18 protein-coding genes are annotated in these 15,966 nt (G+C 69.8%); 11 read left to right on the forward strand and 7 right to left on the reverse strand.

The window, feature by feature from the left end:
- Nucleotides 1-120: 120 nt before the first annotated feature.
- Both ACQP2F_RS45210 and ACQP2F_RS45215 read left to right on the forward strand, forming a co-directional pair.
- Nucleotides 121-1,077 (forward strand): UDP-N-acetylglucosamine 2-epimerase, encoded by a 957-nt coding sequence (locus ACQP2F_RS45210; RefSeq protein ID WP_433299065.1) that lies wholly within the window; start codon nt 121-123, stop codon nt 1,075-1,077.
- Between the two features lie 14 nt (nt 1,078-1,091).
- Nucleotides 1,092-1,442, forward strand: coding sequence for a hypothetical protein (locus ACQP2F_RS45215; protein ID WP_433299067.1), 351 nt, complete (start codon nt 1,092-1,094; stop codon nt 1,440-1,442).
- Here ACQP2F_RS45215 and ACQP2F_RS45220 read toward each other — a convergent pair.
- Nucleotides 1,399-2,181 carry a dienelactone hydrolase family protein gene (locus tag ACQP2F_RS45220; protein ID WP_433299069.1) on the reverse strand — a complete coding sequence of 261 codons (783 nt, stop codon included), beginning with the start codon at nt 2,179-2,181 and terminating at the stop codon, nt 1,399-1,401. The two genes, ACQP2F_RS45215 and ACQP2F_RS45220, sit on opposite strands and share 44 nt — an antisense overlap.
- A gap of 59 nt (nt 2,182-2,240) precedes the next feature.
- Between ACQP2F_RS45220 and ACQP2F_RS45225 the strand changes: the two genes are divergently transcribed.
- Both ACQP2F_RS45225 and ACQP2F_RS45230 read left to right on the forward strand, forming a co-directional pair.
- Nucleotides 2,241-2,801: a TetR/AcrR family transcriptional regulator gene (locus ACQP2F_RS45225; protein WP_433299071.1), complete on the forward strand. Its 561-nt coding sequence runs from the start codon at nt 2,241-2,243 to the stop codon at nt 2,799-2,801.
- Nucleotides 2,802-2,889: 88 nt separating this feature from the next.
- Nucleotides 2,890-4,350, forward strand: a complete 1,461-nt coding sequence (locus ACQP2F_RS45230; RefSeq protein WP_433299073.1) for a cellulose binding domain-containing protein — start codon at nt 2,890-2,892, stop codon at nt 4,348-4,350.
- Nucleotides 4,351-4,425: 75 nt separating this feature from the next.
- Here the strand turns inward: ACQP2F_RS45230 and ACQP2F_RS45235 are convergent, their stop codons facing one another.
- The gene (locus ACQP2F_RS45235; protein ID WP_433299075.1) at nt 4,426-5,025 is read right to left on the reverse strand and encodes a TetR/AcrR family transcriptional regulator; all 600 of its coding nucleotides are present in this window, start codon (nt 5,023-5,025) and stop codon (nt 4,426-4,428) included.
- Nucleotides 5,026-5,129: 104 nt separating this feature from the next.
- On the opposite strand from ACQP2F_RS45235, the gene ACQP2F_RS45240 reads away from it, so the two are divergent.
- From ACQP2F_RS45240 to ACQP2F_RS45250, 3 genes are all read left to right on the forward strand, one after another.
- Entirely contained in the window at nt 5,130-5,567 is a 438-nt protein-coding gene (locus ACQP2F_RS45240) for a MarR family winged helix-turn-helix transcriptional regulator (protein WP_433299077.1), read from the forward strand.
- A gap of 11 nt (nt 5,568-5,578) precedes the next feature.
- The gene (locus tag ACQP2F_RS45245) at nt 5,579-7,150 is read left to right on the forward strand and encodes an MDR family MFS transporter (protein WP_433299079.1); all 1,572 of its coding nucleotides are present in this window, start codon (nt 5,579-5,581) and stop codon (nt 7,148-7,150) included.
- Between the two features lie 156 nt (nt 7,151-7,306).
- A complete protein-coding gene (locus ACQP2F_RS45250; RefSeq protein WP_433299081.1) occupies nt 7,307-8,890 on the forward strand; it encodes a diguanylate cyclase in 1,584 nt (527 codons plus the stop codon).
- Between the two features lie 683 nt (nt 8,891-9,573).
- Here ACQP2F_RS45250 and ACQP2F_RS45255 read toward each other — a convergent pair.
- Nucleotides 9,574-9,828: a hypothetical protein gene (locus tag ACQP2F_RS45255; protein ID WP_433299083.1), complete on the reverse strand. Its 255-nt coding sequence runs from the start codon at nt 9,826-9,828 to the stop codon at nt 9,574-9,576.
- A 264-nt stretch (nt 9,829-10,092) separates the two neighbouring features.
- Here ACQP2F_RS45255 and ACQP2F_RS45260 point away from each other — a divergent pair, with 264 nt between their 5' ends.
- Nucleotides 10,093-10,329, forward strand: coding sequence for a DUF397 domain-containing protein (locus tag ACQP2F_RS45260; protein WP_433299085.1), 237 nt, complete (start codon nt 10,093-10,095; stop codon nt 10,327-10,329).
- Nucleotides 10,330-10,479: 150 nt separating this feature from the next.
- Here ACQP2F_RS45260 and ACQP2F_RS45265 read toward each other — a convergent pair whose 3' ends face one another.
- Nucleotides 10,480-11,370 carry a helix-turn-helix domain-containing protein gene (locus ACQP2F_RS45265; protein WP_433299087.1) on the reverse strand — a complete coding sequence of 297 codons (891 nt, stop codon included), beginning with the start codon at nt 11,368-11,370 and terminating at the stop codon, nt 10,480-10,482.
- Nucleotides 11,371-11,712: 342 nt separating this feature from the next.
- On the opposite strand from ACQP2F_RS45265, the gene ACQP2F_RS45270 reads away from it, so the two are divergent.
- Entirely contained in the window at nt 11,713-12,048 is a 336-nt protein-coding gene (locus ACQP2F_RS45270; RefSeq protein ID WP_433299089.1) for a hypothetical protein, read from the forward strand.
- Complete coding sequence (locus ACQP2F_RS45275; RefSeq protein ID WP_433299091.1) at nt 12,045-12,233, forward strand: hypothetical protein; 189 nt, start codon at nt 12,045-12,047, stop codon at nt 12,231-12,233. The genes ACQP2F_RS45270 and ACQP2F_RS45275 overlap by 4 nt, the downstream gene beginning before the upstream one ends.
- 440 nt (nt 12,234-12,673) lie before the next feature.
- Here ACQP2F_RS45275 and ACQP2F_RS45280 read toward each other — a convergent pair whose 3' ends face one another.
- Nucleotides 12,674-13,426 (reverse strand): potassium channel family protein, encoded by a 753-nt coding sequence (locus tag ACQP2F_RS45280; protein ID WP_433299093.1) that lies wholly within the window; start codon nt 13,424-13,426, stop codon nt 12,674-12,676.
- A gap of 156 nt (nt 13,427-13,582) precedes the next feature.
- Here ACQP2F_RS45280 and ACQP2F_RS45285 point away from each other — a divergent pair, with 156 nt between their 5' ends.
- A complete protein-coding gene (locus ACQP2F_RS45285) occupies nt 13,583-13,882 on the forward strand; it encodes a DUF3040 domain-containing protein (protein WP_433299095.1) in 300 nt (99 codons plus the stop codon).
- Here the strand turns inward: ACQP2F_RS45285 and ACQP2F_RS45290 are convergent.
- Both ACQP2F_RS45290 and ACQP2F_RS45295 read right to left on the reverse strand, forming a co-directional pair.
- Nucleotides 13,869-14,708, reverse strand: coding sequence for a phosphoribosylaminoimidazolesuccinocarboxamide synthase (locus ACQP2F_RS45290; protein ID WP_433299097.1), 840 nt, complete (start codon nt 14,706-14,708; stop codon nt 13,869-13,871). The two genes, ACQP2F_RS45285 and ACQP2F_RS45290, sit on opposite strands and share 14 nt — an antisense overlap.
- 109 nt (nt 14,709-14,817) lie before the next feature.
- Nucleotides 14,818-15,939 (reverse strand): PQQ-binding-like beta-propeller repeat protein, encoded by a 1,122-nt coding sequence (locus tag ACQP2F_RS45295; protein WP_433299099.1) that lies wholly within the window; start codon nt 15,937-15,939, stop codon nt 14,818-14,820.
- Between the last annotated feature and the right edge of the window lie 27 nt (nt 15,940-15,966).

Raw genomic sequence — 15,966 nt, forward strand, 5'->3', positions numbered from 1 at the left:
GCGTTCCTGACCTGCCGCCGAACCCCCGCAGGCCCGGAGAGAAACATGTCGCTGCCCGAAGTCCACCTTGCCGGTGGTACATGCGCCGAGGCGCTACGCCTGGCGCCGGTCGCTCGTGCCATGCGCGAACAGGGCCGGGTCGCCCCCGTGCTGCTGGCCGCGGGGTCCGACCCGACCGCCGTGGCCCGCACGTTCATCGCCTGCGGGCTCGCGGCCGACGTCACGCTGCCGGCCTCGGCCGATGTGGCGGCGGCGATGCGCCGGTACGACCAGCTGTGGGCGACCCGGACCCCGTCGGCCGTGGTGGTTCGCGGGGACAACCTGGCCGCCGGGCTCGCCGCGTACTGGCGCCGGGTCCCGGTCATGCACATGGACGCGGGGCGCCGGTCGGGCTCGCTCGTCGCCGACGACGCGGACGGCGACCGGCGGCTGCTCACCCAGGCCGCGACCGTGCACCTGGCGCCCGCCCCGCTGGCCGCGATGAACCTGCTGGACGAGCGGGTGGTGGCGGGCGACGTGCTGCTCACCGGCGGCACCGCGGTGGAGGCGGCCCGGCTCATGGCCGAGCGCTTCCCCACGCGAGCAAAGGGCAACCGGGTGGTGGTAGCCGGCATCAAAACCGGAAGCGAGCACGACCAGCCCGTACGCGAAGCCATGCTCGCCCTGACCGCACGGCGCCCGGAGCTGGACGTCTTCGGCGGCCTCGCCCTCCCCTATCCGGAACGGTCCCGCCTGATCGCCGCGGCCGAGGTGGTCGTCACCGACGACGCCGACCTGGCCGAGGAGGCGCTGGCGGCCGGCACCCCGGTGCTGGTGCCGGGGGACGGCGGCGGGCTGACCGAGGCCATCCACGCTGGGTGCGCGCACCCGGTCGACCCCGAGGCGGGTGCGATCCTGGCCGCGGTCGCGGACCTGCTGGAGAGCCGCGTGCGCCGGGACTCGATGTCGGTGATCGGGAGCCCGTACGGGGATGGCCTCGCCGCCGCCCGGATCGCCCAGGCCACCGCCGCCCTGCTCGGGCACGGGCAGTTCCCGGAGCCGATGCCCGCCCGCCCCGAAGCCGGCGTCAGCCACTGAGAAGGACGAGAGCCATGGACGTCATCAACTTCTGGACCAAGTCGTGGATCAGCGACGACAAGGTCGCGGTCCGCAAGCTGCTCGCGCCCGACGTCGAGGTCGAATGGAATCTCGACGCGCCGGTGGACGACGAGGAGCTGCTGGCCGTGCAGCACCGGATCGCGGCGTTCGCCGACTCGGTCGCGGTGGTCGGCGAGACCGTCGCCGAGGACGGCGCCGCCCTGGTCTACGACCTGACGGCGCCGTTCGGGACGGCGCGGATGGTGGAGTTCCTGGCCGTCGTGGACGGCCGGATCACCGAGGTGCGCCAGGTCTACGACGTCACGCTGACCGACCGCTATTTCCCCGGCTTGTACGAAAACTAGAAAGCAGCTCGAACAGGTTCTCCCAGTGCCGCCGCTCGCCCTCGGCGTGGTACGACGACGTGTCGCTCATGGTGAATCCGTGCGGCGCGCCCTCGTACACCTCGGAGGTGTAGGTGACGCCGGCCTCGTCGAGCGCCGCCTCGAGCGCCTTGATCTGCTCGGGCGTCATCGACCGGTCGTTGTCGGCGTGGGCGAAGTAGACCTCGCCGGTGAGGTTGCCGACCGCGAGGTGCGGGCTGTTCGGCTGGTCGGTGACGACGCCGCCGGCGTGGAAGCTGCCCAGCGCCTTGATCCGGTCGGGGTGCGCCTCCATCGCGATCAGCGCGTTGCGCCCGCCCATGCAATAGCCGACGGCGGCCGCCGGCCCGGACGCCACTCCCGGCTGGGCCGCGAGGAAATCGAGATACGCCGCACTGTCGAGAGCCATCCGCTCCAGCGTGAGCACCTGCATCATCGGCATCAGCCGGCCGAACGCGGCGCCCCGCTTCTCCGGGTCGGTCAGCTCCTCGCTGGTCACCAGTGGGCCCTGCGCGCTGCGGTAGAACAGATTGGGCACGAGTACGGCGTAGTCGTGCTCGGCGATCCGCTCGGCCATCTCGGCCAGGCGGGGACGCAGCCCGAACGCGTCCATGAACATGAGCACGGCCGGGAACGGCCCGTCGCCCTCGGGCTTCACCAGGTACGCCTCCGCCTCGCCGTCGGCGGCCGGCACCTGAACTTCGGTGGTCTGGGTCTGCATGAGCGCAACCTAGCACCAACCGGGGAGGCATCCCCGGTCGTCGTCGTACCCTGTCACCCATGCCCCAACGTCTGCGCGCGGATGCGGAGCGGAACCGGGTCGCGCTCGTCGCCGCGGCCCGGGAGATCTTCGGTGAGCACGGGCTGGACGCCTCGCTCGACGAGATCGCGCGCCGGGCCGGCGTCGGCAACGCCACCCTCTACCGGCGCTTCCCGACCCGGCGCGACCTGATCGCCGAGGTCTTTGCCGGCCAGATGTCCGAGTACGTCGAGCTGGCCGAGCTGGCGCTGCTCGAGCCCGACCCGTGGGCCGCGTTCGTCGGCTACCTGACCCGGCTCTTCGAGCTGCAGGCCGCCGATCGCGGGCTGTCCGAGCTGATGGTCTCGACCAGCTTCGACGACGACGACCGGCTCGCGTCGCTGCGGGCGGCCGCCCAGCGCGGCGCCACCGAGGTCATCGAGCGGGCCCAGGCGGCGGGCGTGCTGCGCGCCGACTTCACCCGCCAGGACATCGGCATCCTGATGCGCGCCAACGCCGGGGTGGTGCAGCGCTCGGCCGATCCGAACGCCTGGAAGCGGCAGCTCGTGCTGCTGCTGGACGGCCTGGCCAACCGCATTTAAGGATCTTTAAGGTCTGGTCAAGGTCGTTTAAACAGGCGGTTCAGCAGAATCGACTCCCGTCGTCATCTCCTGCGATCGGAGTCAACCCATGCAACGCAGCCGTCTGCGTCTCGCCATCTACGCCTCGGCGGCCGTTCTCGCCGTCGGCGGTGGCGTCGGCGCGGCCGTCGCGGCCACCACCCCGACCACCAAGGCCGCGGGCGTCCTCACCGCCACCTTCAGCAAGGACAGCGATTGGGGATCGGGCTACCAGGCGCGCTACACGATCAAGAACGACACCGGCGCCACCGTGAACGGCTGGCAGGTCGTCTTCGCGTTGCCGTCCACCGCGAAGCTGGGCAGCTTCTGGGACGCCACGGTCACCACCTCGGGCGGCACCTCGACCGCGAAGAACCCGGGCTACGCGACCACGATCCCGGCCGGCGGCACCGCCGAGTTCGGCTTCGTCGTGGCCGGCAGCGGCGCGCCGACCAGCTGCACGATCAACGGGGCCTCCTGCGCCGGCGGCGGCACCACGACGACCGCCCCGACGACGCCGGCGACCACCAAGCCGACGACCACGCCGACCACGGCGCCGACCACCAGGCCGACGACGGCCCCGACGACCGCGCCGACCACGACCGCGCCGACCACGAACCCGCCGACCTCCAACCCGGGCACCGGCGGCGGCAATGTGCTGGTCGCGCCGTACGTGGACATGGGTCTGCTCTCGAACGGCTCGACCACGCTGGCCCAGCTCGGCAGCGGCGGCAACGTCAAGTCCTTCAGCCTGGCCTTCGTGACCAGCGTCGGCTGCAAGGCGAGCTGGTTCAACGCCTTCGACCCGCGGCAGAAGCAGTTCGCCGACCAGATCGCGGCGGTCCGGGCGGCCGGCGGTGACGTGAAGGTGTCGTTCGGCGGCGCCACCGGCATCGAGCTGGCTCAGGCCTGCACCAGCGTCTCGGCATTGCAGGCCGAGTACCAGGCGGTCGTCTCGGCGTACAACCTGAAGTACATCGACCTCGACATCGAGGGCGCCGCGGTGGCCGATCCGACCACTATCGCCCGTCGCTCGACCGCGCTGGCCGCCCTGCAGAAGGCTAACCCCGGCCTCAAGATCTCGCTGACCCTGCCGGTGCTGCCCGAGGGCCTCACCACCGACGGCGTCAACGTGGTCAAGTCGGCCAAGGACGCGGGCGTCAACCTCGACCTCGTCAACATCATGGCGATGGACTACGGCCGCTCCGGACAGGACTACGGCGACCTCGCGATCCAGGCGGTCAAGAGCACCAAGGACCAGATCAAGCAGCTGTACGGCAACAGCGACGCGGCCGCCTTCAAGATGGTCGGCGTGACCCCGATGCTGGGTGTGAACGACGACAACGGCAAGTTCACCCAGAGCGACGCGAAGGACCTGATCGCCTTCGCCAACGCCAACCACCTCGGGTTCGTCTCGTTCTGGGAGCTGAACCGCGACAAGAACGCCTGCAGCGGCGCGCTCTTCCAGTGCACCAACGTGACGCAGACGCCGCTCGAGTTCAGCAAGATCTTCGCCGGCTTCACCGGCTAGAACCTGGTTCCCATCCCCAAAAAGTAAGAGAAGCGCGACTCCGGGCCCCCACCCGGAGTCGCGCTTTTCGCACTCTCACGCGAAGCCGCGGCCGGCGTTGGCCAGCGCCTCCTCGGCGATCTCCCACAGACTGGTGCCGGCCGGCGCGTCCAGCCACATGTTGAGCGACACGCGCAGCGCCACCAGGAAGGTCGCGGCGGTCATCCGGGCCCGGACCCCGCGCGGGTCGGCCTCGTCGAGCCGAGTCGCGATCTCCGCCGCGAGCTCGCGCTCCACCCCCGCGAACGTCTGCACCTGGGCGGCGATCAGCGTCGGATGGGAACGCACGAGACGACCGCGCGCCACCATCTCGGGATCGAGGTCGCCGAGCTCACGGTTGAACTCGGCGGCGGCCGCGGTGAGCGCCGTCCAGGGCGCCTCGCCGGCCGGCCGGGCCCGGACCGACTCGATGAGTGCCCGGACTCGCTGGAAGTCGCCGTACATCAGCGCTTCCTCTTTGCTTCCGAAATAGTTCGAGAACGTACGCCGGGAGACGCCGGCCTCGTCGGCGATCGCCTCCACGGTGATCCGATCGAGGCCGTGCGCGGTCGCCAGCCGCACCGCCGACTCGTGCAGCGCCTGCCGGGTGGCGGCCTTCTTGCGCTCTCGCAGCCCCGGCTCCGCCGTCGTGCTCATGGGTGAAGCGTACCGGCGTGTGACTTGCTTCTCAACGAGAAACATTGCGCAATGAGAAGCGTTGGCCGATTGTTGTATGTAGCAACCACCCCGAGGAGGTCCCCATGCACGAGCGCCATCGGGAGTTGCTGTCCCACCTCCGCGACGCCCTCAAGGCCGTGCGCCTGTTCAAGCAGCGCACCGCCCCGCGCGACACGGTGGTTCCGGCCGGCGCTCTCGGCGTTCTCGCCGCCATCACCGCCAGCCGTGGCTCGCACGTCAAGGAGCTGGCGGCCGCGAGCGCCCTGGATCCGTCGACGATCAGCCGCGCGGTCGCCGCCCTCGTCCGCGACGGGCTAGTCGAGCGGACCGCCGACCCGGCCGACGGCCGCGCCTGCGTGCTGACCAGCACCGACGCCGGCCGCGCCGCCTACGACCAGGTGCTCGACCGTTACGGCCGTGGCCTCGCCGACGCACTGCGTGGCTGGACCCCCGACGAGCTCCGGACCTTTTCGACCCTGCTGCACCGCTTCACCGACGACCTACTGGAGGCTGCGCGATGAGCGCGAAACCCATGACACACCGCCAGATCATGGAGGCGCTGTCCGGCCTTCTCCTGGTGCTCTTCGTCGCGATGGCCAGCTCGACCATCGTGTCCACCGCACTGCCCAAGATCATCGGTGCCCTCGACGGCAGCCAGACCCAGTACACCTGGGTGGTCACCGCCAGCCTCCTCACCGCGACCGCGTCCACCCCGATCTGGGGCAAGCTCGCCGATCTCTACAGCAAGAAACTGCTGGTGCAGATCTCGATCGTGGTGTTCGTGCTCGGCTCGATCGTGGCCGGCTTCAGCCAGACCGCCGGTCAGCTGATCGCCGCCCGCGCGTTCCAGGGCCTCGGCATGGGCGGCGTCCAGGCGCTGGTCCAGGTCGCGATCGCCGCGATGATCCCGCCGCGGGAGCGCGGCCGGTACAACGGCTACCTCGGCGGCGTCATGGCCGTCGCGACCGTCGGCGGCCCGCTGCTCGGCGGCCTGATCGTGGACACCGCCTGGCTCGGCTGGCGCTGGTGCTTCTTCATCGGCGCGCCGATCGCCGTGATCGCGCTCGTCGTGCTGCAGAAGACGCTCAACCTCGCGGTGATCCGCCGGGACAACGTCAAGGTGGACTACGTGGGCGCCTCGCTGATCGCGGCCGGCGTCAGCATCCTGCTCATCTGGGTGTCGTTCGTGGACAGCTCGTTCGCCTGGATCTCCTGGCCGACCTTCGCCATGGTCGGCGTCGGGCTCGCGATCCTGGCCGCGGCGGTGTGGGTCGAGACCCGGGTGGCCGAGCCGGTCGTCCCGCTCGAGATCGTCAAGCAGCGCGGCACGGCCCTGGCGATCGTCGCCAGCCTCGCGGTCGGCATGGCCATGTTCGGCGGCGCCGTCTTCCTCGGCCAGTACTTCCAGATCGGTCGCGGGTACAGCCCGACCGAGGCGGGCCTGCTGACCATTCCGATGATGGCCGGCGTGCTGGTCTCGTCCACCGTCTCCGGCCGGCTGATCAGCAAGAGTGGGCGGATCAAGCCGTACATCGTGGCCGGCACTTTGATTTTGGTCGGCGGCTTCGCCGGGCTCTCGATGCTCGACCACGACACGTCCCTCTGGTACGTCGGCGTGGCCATGGCCCTGGTCGGCATCGGCGTCGGCATGTCCATGCAGAACCTGGTGCTCTCGGTGCAGAACACGGTGGCCCTCAAGGACATCGGCGCGGCGAGCTCGACGGTGGCGTTCTTCCGCTCGCTGGGCGGCACGATCGGCGTCTCGGTGCTCGGCGCGGTGCTCGCCCACCGGGTCACCGACAACCTGACCCACGAGCTGGCGGCGGCCGGCGTGCCCGCGTCGTCCAGCGGCGCGGCGTCGTCGAGCACGCTCAACCTGTCGGCCCTGCCGGAGGCGATCCAGCACCTGGTCCGGGTCGCGTACGGCGACGCCACCGGCCACATCTTCCTGATCTCCGCGGCGATCGCGGTGGTCGGTGTGATCGCGGCCCTGCTGATGAAGCCGACCGCCCTGCGGTCGACGGTCGACCTCGCCAAGGCGGCCACGGACACCCCGGCGGCCGAGGACGAGGCCAAGGTTCCGGCCGAGACCCTGGCTCGCTGATTTCCCGCAAAAGCGGCGCTCCCGGCCCGGGAGCGCCGCTTTCTGTTTCTTGAGGGTTTCGAACGGCGAGATGGATCACCCGCCCCGCCCGTAGGATCTTCCGCTTACCCAGAGCTAGCCTTTGAAGACGGAACGCTGTTGGGGAGGGGTGGACGGTTGGACGGCGACGCGGTCGACGGCTCGGGATTAGCTGCTGCCCTCCTCGAGCTCGAAGACGAGATCAACTGGGACGCCGGCGCCATGCTGGAGCGGGCCCAGTGGCTCGAGCGGGAGGCCAAGGCGCTCGGTGACGAGCTGCTCGTGGCCCGCGCCCGGCTCAGTCAGGCCAACCTGCACATGCGGTCCGGCGATCTGGCCGGCGCGGCCCGGCGCATCTGGAAGGTGCACCAGTGGGCCGTCGAGCACGGCGCGCGCCAGCTCACCGCCCGCACCCACCTCGTCTGGGCCAACATCCACCGGCTCCTCGGCGACGCCGCCCAGTGCCTCGAGCACTCGGTGCTGAGCGTCGAGCTGCTCGACGAGACGGCGACCGATCACATGCGCATCTGGCATCGGGTCAAGCTCGCCGACGCGCTCAGCCTCAACGGGTCGATCGACGCCGCCCGCCTGCGCTACCAGCAGGCGGCCGAGCTCGCGACCCGGCTGGGCCGGCCCGACCTGCTGCTGGTGCTGCTCAACAACTTCGCGTACGCGGAACTGGCGGCCGGCAACCACGAGCGGGCCCAGGAGGTTGCCGCCCGGTTGCAGGAGCACGCCCGGACGTGCGGGTTCCGGCTCGACGCGTCGCTGCTCGACACGGTCGGCGCGATCCAGATCGAGAACGGACAGCACGCCGAGGCCGAGACGACGCTGTTGCGGTGCATCGAGCAGCACACCACCGGCAGCCAGGACGACGCCGACGCGCTGCCGGAATACCTGCTCACCCTCGCGCGGGCGCAGCGCGGCCTCCCGGCGTACGACCGGGCGCAGCACAGCCTCGACGAGTCCCACCGCCTCTGCGCCGAGCGGGAATTGGGTCACGTGCTCGTGCGGGTGCACCAGGAGCAGGCCGAGCTGTACGCGGCCCGCGGTCAGTTTGCCGAGGCGTTCGCGGCCCACAAGGACTTCTTCGCGGCCTACACCCGGCAGCACTCGCTGCAGCGGGAGGCTCAGGCGCGTACGCGTCAGGCGATGTTCGAGACCGAGGAGGCGCGGCAGGAGGCCGAGCGGTTCCGCGAGCAGGCCCGCCGCGACCCGCTGACCGGGCTGCGCAACCGGCGGTTCCTGAACGAGCAGCTGCCGGGCCTGATCGAGTCCGACCCGGCGCTGACCGTGGCGATCATCGACCTCGACCACTTCAAGCGGATCAACGATCAGCTCTCGCACGACGTCGGCGACCGGGTGCTGGTGCAGGTGGCCAAGATATTCGAGACCGAGCTGGCGGCGGCGGTGCCGGACGGTTTCGCCTGCCGGCTCGGGGGCGAGGAGTTCCTGATGGTGCTGCCCGAGACCCCGGTCGGGCCGGCCGTCGCGCTGCTGGACGACATCCGGCGTACGGTCAGCGGGTTTGGCTGGGAATCGCTCACCGAGGGCTTGCCGGTCACCGTGAGCATCGGCGTGGCCGGCGTCGCCGACGCCGCGGCACCGACTCAACCGGCGCTTCTGTCCATTGCGGACCGCCATCTCTACGCGGCCAAGCACGGCGGACGCGACCGGGTGGTCTACGGACAGCCCCTTCGCGGGCGGGCGCCGGCCGCCTGAGAGCCGTGACCTCGGGTGGGGGCCAGGGATGCTGACCTGACCCCCACTATGAGGAGGAAGGCTCGGACGGGAGGCGGACCGAGGATCGCCCTTGGGAAGCGATCCCCGGTCGGTACCCCCATTCCACCGGGTAGGCGTGGGTTACCCGGCAGCTTGTGGTGTTCCCTTTGTGTAGACCGGTCGGGTTATGTAGACCGGTCGGGCTTTGTGGACCGGTCGGGCTTTGTGGACCGGTCGGGCTTTGTGGACCGGCCGGGCGATCAGGCACGGGGGAACCGGACCGCCCGACCGGCGTCGGGGGCGCCCCTCGCGGGCGCCGGTGGGTGTTACGGCGTCACACCCGCAATCGCGGTCTCTTCCGTGCCAGCGGCGCCGGGAGGCGCTCCGCGCGGATCAAAAGCCGGCGCCGGGCGACATGACGCCCGGCCGAATCGACCTCGACCGCGTCCGCACGGAGCCACGTCACGCCCTCTCGCACGACCTCGCGACCCCACTCGACGTGCACGATGCGTAACCGAACCGTTCCCGCGCCATGACGATAGTCCGCCTCCGCAAACTCGTGCGCCGGCCAGACCGGCCGGCGTGGCAGGAGGCGGCCGCGGCGGAAGACGACCGCGGTCGGCACCGGGACGGGCGGGCCGGGAAAGTGCCCGGCCCAGCGTCCCCTCGTGCAGCGGAGGAGGTCACTCGCGCGCGTCGGACTCATCCTCCTCGCCCGGTCGCCGCTCGGCGCCGCCGGTCATGTCGTGGCGGGTCAGGGCATATCTGACGCCGCCGAATCGATGCGTCACCGCGGTGGCACGGGCCGTCGCGGCGGTCACCTCGTCGGTCACCGGCTCGCCTCGGTAGACGAGCGGCGGGTTTCCCTTTCGCGGCGTTTCCACCCCGTCGGGGTCACCCGGGTCAGCATGCTCCGGTCCGATGTTGGGAATCGACATATCCGTCACCTCTCGCTCGGACGCCCCCGCCAGGGAGCCTCGCGTCGAGGCCGCAGACGCCGTTTCCGCGACCGAACAGTCACTCAAAGATGTCACCGTAAGTGACCCCCATGAGTATGTGTACGTGCGTTATCATGCTCACAATCCCGTGAGTACGCAAGGCCAAATGCACGTGCATTTGCACAACGTGTGACGCGGCGGTTGCCACGAGAGACCACCTGCGTCCGGGCGATCCCCGACCGGACCAAATCAAGGGAGCTTCACATGACGCACGCGGTTAACGGCATTCCCGCCGGCGAGTTGGACGGTGTCACCTGGCAGAAGAGCCGGCGCAGCAACCCCAGCGGCAACTGCGTCGAGTGCGCCTTGCTGCCGAACGGCGACGTCGCCGTGCGCAACTCGCGGGACCCTGAGGGCCCGGCCCTGATCTACACCCCGGCCGAGATCGAGGCTTTCCTCGGTGGCGTCCGCGACGGCGACTTCGACAACCTGCTCGGCTGAGGCCCTGACGCCTTCCCGCAAGGCCAGGCATAAAGAGGGCCGCGATCGTCGACCTGACGACGCGGCCCTTTTCGTGCCCTTTCGGCCGTCAGGCCGGGCGGCTTCGGGCCGCGCGGCCGACAGGCCGGGCGGCCGTCGGGTCGGGCGGCCTCAGGCCAGGCGGCCGACCTCGTGCAGCAGCTTGCCGAGGATCTCGGGCGTGTGGTTCGGCGGCTCGGCGTCGATGCAGACGCGCTCCATCGCCATCGCGTACTGGTCGACGTCCTCGCGCTTGTCGAGGTAGATGGCGCTGGTGAGCTGCTCGACGTAGACCACGTCGGGCAATTCCGGCTCGGGGAAGCGCAGGATCGCGAACGGCCCACCGGCCGCCGCGTGCCCGCCCGCGTTGAACGGGATGATCTGCAGGCGCACGTTCGGCTTCTTGGCCGCCTCGATCAGGGCCTCGATCTGCGCCTTCATCACCTCGACGCCGCCGATCGGGCGGCGCAGCACGGCCTCGTCGATCACGGCCCACAGCTGCGGCGCGTCGGGCCGGTCGAGGACCTGCTGACGCTGGCGCCGGAGCTCGACGCGGCGGTTCATCTCCTCGGGGGTGACGCCGGCGTGGCCGAGCATGATCACGGCGCGGGCGTAGTCGGGCGTCTGGAGCAGGCCGGGAACGAACTGGATCTCATAGGTGCGGATCAGCGTCGCGGCCGCCTCGAGGCCCAGGTAGGACTGGAACCAGCCGGGCAGGATGTCGCTGAACTGCTGCCACCAGCCCGGGTTGTTGGCCTGGCGGGCCAGGACGAGCAGGGCCTCGCGCTCGTTGGTGTTGGTGACGCCGTAGAGCGTCAGCAGGTCGGCGACGTCGCGCTCCTTGAAGCTGACTCGCCCGAGCTCCATCCGGCTGATCTTCGAGCCCGAGGCGCGGATCTCCCACCCGGCATCCTCCCGGGTGATCGCCTTGGCTTCCCGCAGACGGCGGAGCTGCGCGCCGAGCAGGATGCGCAGCACTGTCGGGCCGCTGCCCGGTGCCTCCTCCTGCGAACCCGCGCTCACCTGGCTCCTCGTCATCGCTGTCCTGGGCTGCCCGGCCGCAGTCCCTACGCATCCTAAAGGGGAGATCGTCCACAACGAAACAGCACCTGCATACATCCGGAGCGTAACGCTCGAGGCGTTCGCCCGCTGCGGATGCACGTGCATCCGGCCTTGCGGACGCACTTGTTGGCGAGGATGATAACTGACACACACGCACCACTCACTGACCGACCGTGTTGAGGGCAGGCCCGTCGGTGAGTTGGGGCGCGTTTGCATAGATCGGCTTCTCGGCCGACGCGTACGGAGAGAGGGCGCCCCCGCCTTCTCACGACCGAGTCTCCGAGATCTGGGAGGGTCATCTCGATGTCCACGGCACCCCCGCCTTCGTCATCCACCCCGACCATCGCCCCGCCGCAGCGCGACCCCGCCGACGTGGCGCCCGCCGACAGCTACCACCCCGCGGACCGGGTCTGGGTCTACCGCGACGGCTGGCGTGCCGGCGTGATCGAAGCTGCTTCGCCCCGGGCCGTGACCGTGACTTATCGCCCCACCGAGCACCGCGGCACCGGCGTCGACACGTTCACCGCGCCTTATGTCTCGGCCCGCTCGTCCGAAGATCCCGCTCTCGACCGCCGCGACCGCGGTCAGGGCCGCCGGATGACCCCCACCGGCCTGCCGGTGCGAGGCTCGGCGGCATGACCGGCGCGGTGGCGGTCGCGGCCTTCGTCGGACTCCTCAGCCTGCTCGGCGGTGTCGCGCTGGGCTGGTACCTCCGCCGGTCGAACGACTGGTGCCCGGCCTGCGGCGAGCAGCTCGCCTGCGAGGGCTGCGGCAACGGCGCGGCCTGGCCGAAGCGGCCGGTGGCCACCACCACCCCTAGATGACCCGGACCGCCCGCTCGCGGTAACCGGGGAAGCAGAGAAGCCGGCGCTGAGCGCCGGCTTCTTGTGTATCCCCCGTCCGTACCGTCCAACGGGTGAATTCGAGGAGTCGATCTGGGGCCGAACGGACCATCGACGGTGACTGTCGGTAATCGAATGCGCGACCGGGCGAGCCCTAATCACCCAAAGGGTCGATATTGAAGTTGTCGCGGAAGACGTTCGTGGCGTTATCGCGCCTGTCTTCGAGCCCGGCAACGAGCCAAAATCCCAGGTGGACGGGCCTCCGTGAGGCGCTCGGGGCGCCGGCCGGCCTCGAACGACAGAACGAGCCCCCGGAAAAATGGGGGCAGTTCGGCACCCACGAAGTCCAATCTCGACGGCGATGCACCGAATGCCACCACCGAGAAGTTTTCCGCACCGTGCGAATACGCCGTCGAACGCGGTCAGCGATCGTCGTCGGCTCGCGCTCTCAGCTCGGCGACCTCGGCCCGCAGCGCCCGAATCTCGTGCACCAGCCGCGCCACGTCGGCGCGGGTGGCGGCGCCGTCCGGGCGGTCGTTGTCGGAGATCCGGTCGACGATCCAGCTGGCGAGCGAACCGGTGGTGAACCCGATCAAGCCGAGACCGCCGATCATGAGGGCGACCGCGACCAGCCGGCCTTCGAGCGTCTCGGGATAGAGATCGCCGTACCCGACCGTGGTTATCGTGCAGATCGCCCACCAGAGCGCTTCGGGATAGGTCTCGATGGTGCTTCCGGGGTGACCGCGCTCCGCCTCGAGCACGGAGAGGGCAGCGACCATGACGATCAGCCACGTCGCCGCTACGACGTAGAGCGCGAGCCGCCCACGGGTCCAGTGCACGGCATGCCGGTTGATCACGCGAAGGGCGTTGAGCAGGCGCAACACGCGCAACGGACGTAGCACCGGCAACACCAGGACGGCGAGGTCGAACCAGTGCGAGCGGACGAACCAACTCTTCCGCCGGGCGAGCCGGAGCCGGATCAGGTATTCGACGCAGAACAGGGCCCAGATGACCAGGTCACTGATCTCGCAGAGGTCGCGCCATCGCTGGTCCAGGGCCGGGTCGAGGATGGGCCACGCGTAGACGACGATGAAGAGCACGGACAAAGCCGTCAGCGGGTACGCGGTGGCATGCTCCCATCGGCGCAGGCGATCCTCGTCCGGCTCGGCGGTCATGATCGCAGCTTGCCCGATGACCGGGCCCGCGCGTCGGGGTTTCCCACGCTCTTGCTACGTCTTTCGTCGCGTTCGCCGCGCATTCTGGGCAGATGGCGAACGTGGCCGTTTCCATGGCCCGGGTCGGGGGTAGCCACCGGGCGGAGGTGGTCCCCCGTGCTCGAGCCCAATGAGAAGGTCGTCTTCGATGGCATGGTGAGCCGGCTGCGTGCGGATGATCCCCGATTCGCCCAGAAGGTCGACCGGATGTGCCGGCCGCGAAAGCAGCTGTACCTGGTGATGGCGATTCTGCTGTGGACGATGGCGCCGTTCAGCATCATCTACGGCGGGTGGACCGGGGTGCTGATGGCGGCCATCGGCGGTGGCTATGGCGCACACCTGATGGCCAAGCGGGCGGCCGGCTCGGGCGAGTCGATCTGGTCCTCGGCGCGCCGCCCTCGTACTAGCTCCAGCTAGCCCCGGTCAGTCGCTCGTACACCTCGATGTACCGATTTCTCGTAGCATCGACCACTTCGGCGGGAATTTCCGGGCCGGGTGCCGTACGGTCCCAGTCCGTGTTGTGGGTGGCCCAGTCGCGAAGGAACTGCTTGTCGAGGTAGCGCTGCGCCGAGCCCGGCTTCCACTCGTCGGCCTGCCAGAACCGCGACGAGTCCGGCGTCAGCAGCTCGTCGCCCAGCTTGAGCGTGCCGTCCTTGGTGAATCCGAGCTCGAGCTTGGTGTCGGCGATGATGATGCCTTTGTCCCGCGCCACCTGCTGGCCGCGCCGGTAGACCTCGAGCGTCACCCGCCGCAGCTCGGCCGCCAGCTCCTTGCCGACCTTCTCCTCCACGTCGGCAAAGGTCATGAACTCGTCATGCCCCTCCCCCACGGGCGCCTTGGTCGTGGGCGTGAAGATCGGCTCCGGCAGCTCGGAGCCTTCGATCAGCCCCGGCGGCAGCGCAACCCCCGACACCGCGCCGTCCCGCTCGTATTCCTTGAGCCCCGAGCCGGCCAGGTACCCCCGGGCGATGCACTCCACCATGACCATGTCGAGCCGCTCACAGCGAATAGCCCGCCCGGCCCACTCCGACGGAACGTCGGTGCTGGAGATGACATGGTTGGGGATGACGTCGGCGAGCTGCTCGAACCACCAGAGCGACAGCTGCGTGAGAATCTTGCCCTTCTCCGGGATCGGCGTGGGCAGAACAACGTCATAGATAGAGACCCGATCCGAGGCGACAAGCAGAAGGTCACCCCCGTCGGCGTAGACGTCCCGGACCTTCCCCGAGTGCAACAGCTCCACGTGCGTCCCTTCGCCATGCCGGCTTGTCCCGGTCCACGCTATCGAACGAGCCCGAAGCGGCCGACGAGCGGGCGGCTGATGATCGCCATTGCCTCTCCTCTTCGCCGCATCAGGGCGTGTAACTGGAGAGAACGTTATTGGTGACTGTCAGCAGCCGGCCACCCGTGATGGTCTGCACGTTGGACAAGTTCTGCGGCAACCGGGCGCCCGACGCCGCGGCCAGAATCGGGCCGCCGGCGTACAGCAGCCCTCCCGCCCGCAACGGCTGCACCGCCTTCGACGACATCGACCGGGACCACGCCCGCCGGCCGTTCGCGGCGTTCAGGGCCTCCACCGCGGAATCCGTCGCGCGGTAGACGCGGCGGCCGTCCGTGGCCAAGCGGTAATTGTCGGTGCCGGGTGCGGTCCACAAAACGGCACCCGTCGTCGCGGATACCGCGGACAAGGTCCGCGCGCCGTCGGTGACCAGGAAACGGTCGGCGGCGGGGGTGGCGGCCTGGGCGGTCCAGTAAGCGTTTCTCGTCCAGCGGACCGCGCCGCTGGTGATGTCGACGGCCGACGTCACGCGTTCGTCGGTGATGAGGATGCGGCCGTTCGCCGAGGCGCTGCCGCTGGTGTAGCCGGCCTTTCGCCAGACCACCCGGCCGTCGGACGCGCGATAGGCGACGGTTTCCTTCTCGTCCGACATCGAATAGCCGGAGACCACGGCAACGCCCTTGTCGACGCTGAACGAATAGACCGGAATCCCCATCTTGAAGCGCCAGCGGACTCGGCCCGTGGTCAGGTCGAGGGCGACCATCTGGCCGTCCGGGTCGCTCGCCGAATTGCAGTCGTCGGTGGCGGCGATCAGCGTGTTGCCGGAAGTCGCCATTCGGGGCACGTCGGCGTCGCCCGGGTCCGCCCAGTCGAAGTGCCAGGACGGCCGGCCGGAAAGGGCGTCGTAGGCGGCGATGCCGAGCTTGTCGGTGGCGATCACGCGGCCGCCGGCGACCAGCGGGGCGGAAAAGCGCCCGCAACTCATGTCGTGGTCACGCAACCGTACCGACCAGCGCAAAGACAGCTTGCCCACGGTGCCGGCATTGATGGCAGACTCGTGCGGGTTGTAATAGCTGTCCTCGGCGTCATAGCCCGCGTGGTCCCATCCGGCGGGCGCGCCGGCCCACGCGGGCGACGGCCCAAAGACCACGGCAAACGACAAAAGCGCAGCGACCGTACGGCGAAGAGCGTCCACGACGCCGACGGTAAGCAGCAAATCCCC

It is taken from the genome of Actinoplanes sp. CA-030573 (assembly GCF_050951115.1).
In the GTDB taxonomy this organism is placed as follows: domain Bacteria; phylum Actinomycetota; class Actinomycetes; order Mycobacteriales; family Micromonosporaceae; genus Actinoplanes.

Coding starts and splice junctions, on each gene's coding strand:
- ACQP2F_RS45210 (WP_433299065.1), top strand. CDS start 121: ATGCGCGAACAGGGCCGGGTCGCCCCCGTGCTGCTGGCCGCGGGGTCC.
- ACQP2F_RS45215 (WP_433299067.1), top strand. CDS start 1,092: ATGGACGTCATCAACTTCTGGACCAAGTCGTGGATCAGCGACGACAAG.
- ACQP2F_RS45220 (WP_433299069.1), bottom strand. CDS start 2,181: ATGCAGACCCAGACCACCGAAGTTCAGGTGCCGGCCGCCGACGGCGAG.
- ACQP2F_RS45225 (WP_433299071.1), top strand. CDS start 2,241: ATGCCCCAACGTCTGCGCGCGGATGCGGAGCGGAACCGGGTCGCGCTC.
- ACQP2F_RS45230 (WP_433299073.1), top strand. CDS start 2,890: ATGCAACGCAGCCGTCTGCGTCTCGCCATCTACGCCTCGGCGGCCGTT.
- ACQP2F_RS45235 (WP_433299075.1), bottom strand. CDS start 5,025: ATGAGCACGACGGCGGAGCCGGGGCTGCGAGAGCGCAAGAAGGCCGCC.
- ACQP2F_RS45240 (WP_433299077.1), top strand. CDS start 5,130: ATGCACGAGCGCCATCGGGAGTTGCTGTCCCACCTCCGCGACGCCCTC.
- ACQP2F_RS45245 (WP_433299079.1), top strand. CDS start 5,579: ATGACACACCGCCAGATCATGGAGGCGCTGTCCGGCCTTCTCCTGGTG.
- ACQP2F_RS45255 (WP_433299083.1), bottom strand. CDS start 9,828: ATGTCGATTCCCAACATCGGACCGGAGCATGCTGACCCGGGTGACCCC.
- ACQP2F_RS45260 (WP_433299085.1), top strand. CDS start 10,093: ATGACGCACGCGGTTAACGGCATTCCCGCCGGCGAGTTGGACGGTGTC.
- ACQP2F_RS45270 (WP_433299089.1), top strand. CDS start 11,713: ATGTCCACGGCACCCCCGCCTTCGTCATCCACCCCGACCATCGCCCCG.
- ACQP2F_RS45275 (WP_433299091.1), top strand. CDS start 12,045: ATGACCGGCGCGGTGGCGGTCGCGGCCTTCGTCGGACTCCTCAGCCTG.
- ACQP2F_RS45280 (WP_433299093.1), bottom strand. CDS start 13,426: ATGACCGCCGAGCCGGACGAGGATCGCCTGCGCCGATGGGAGCATGCC.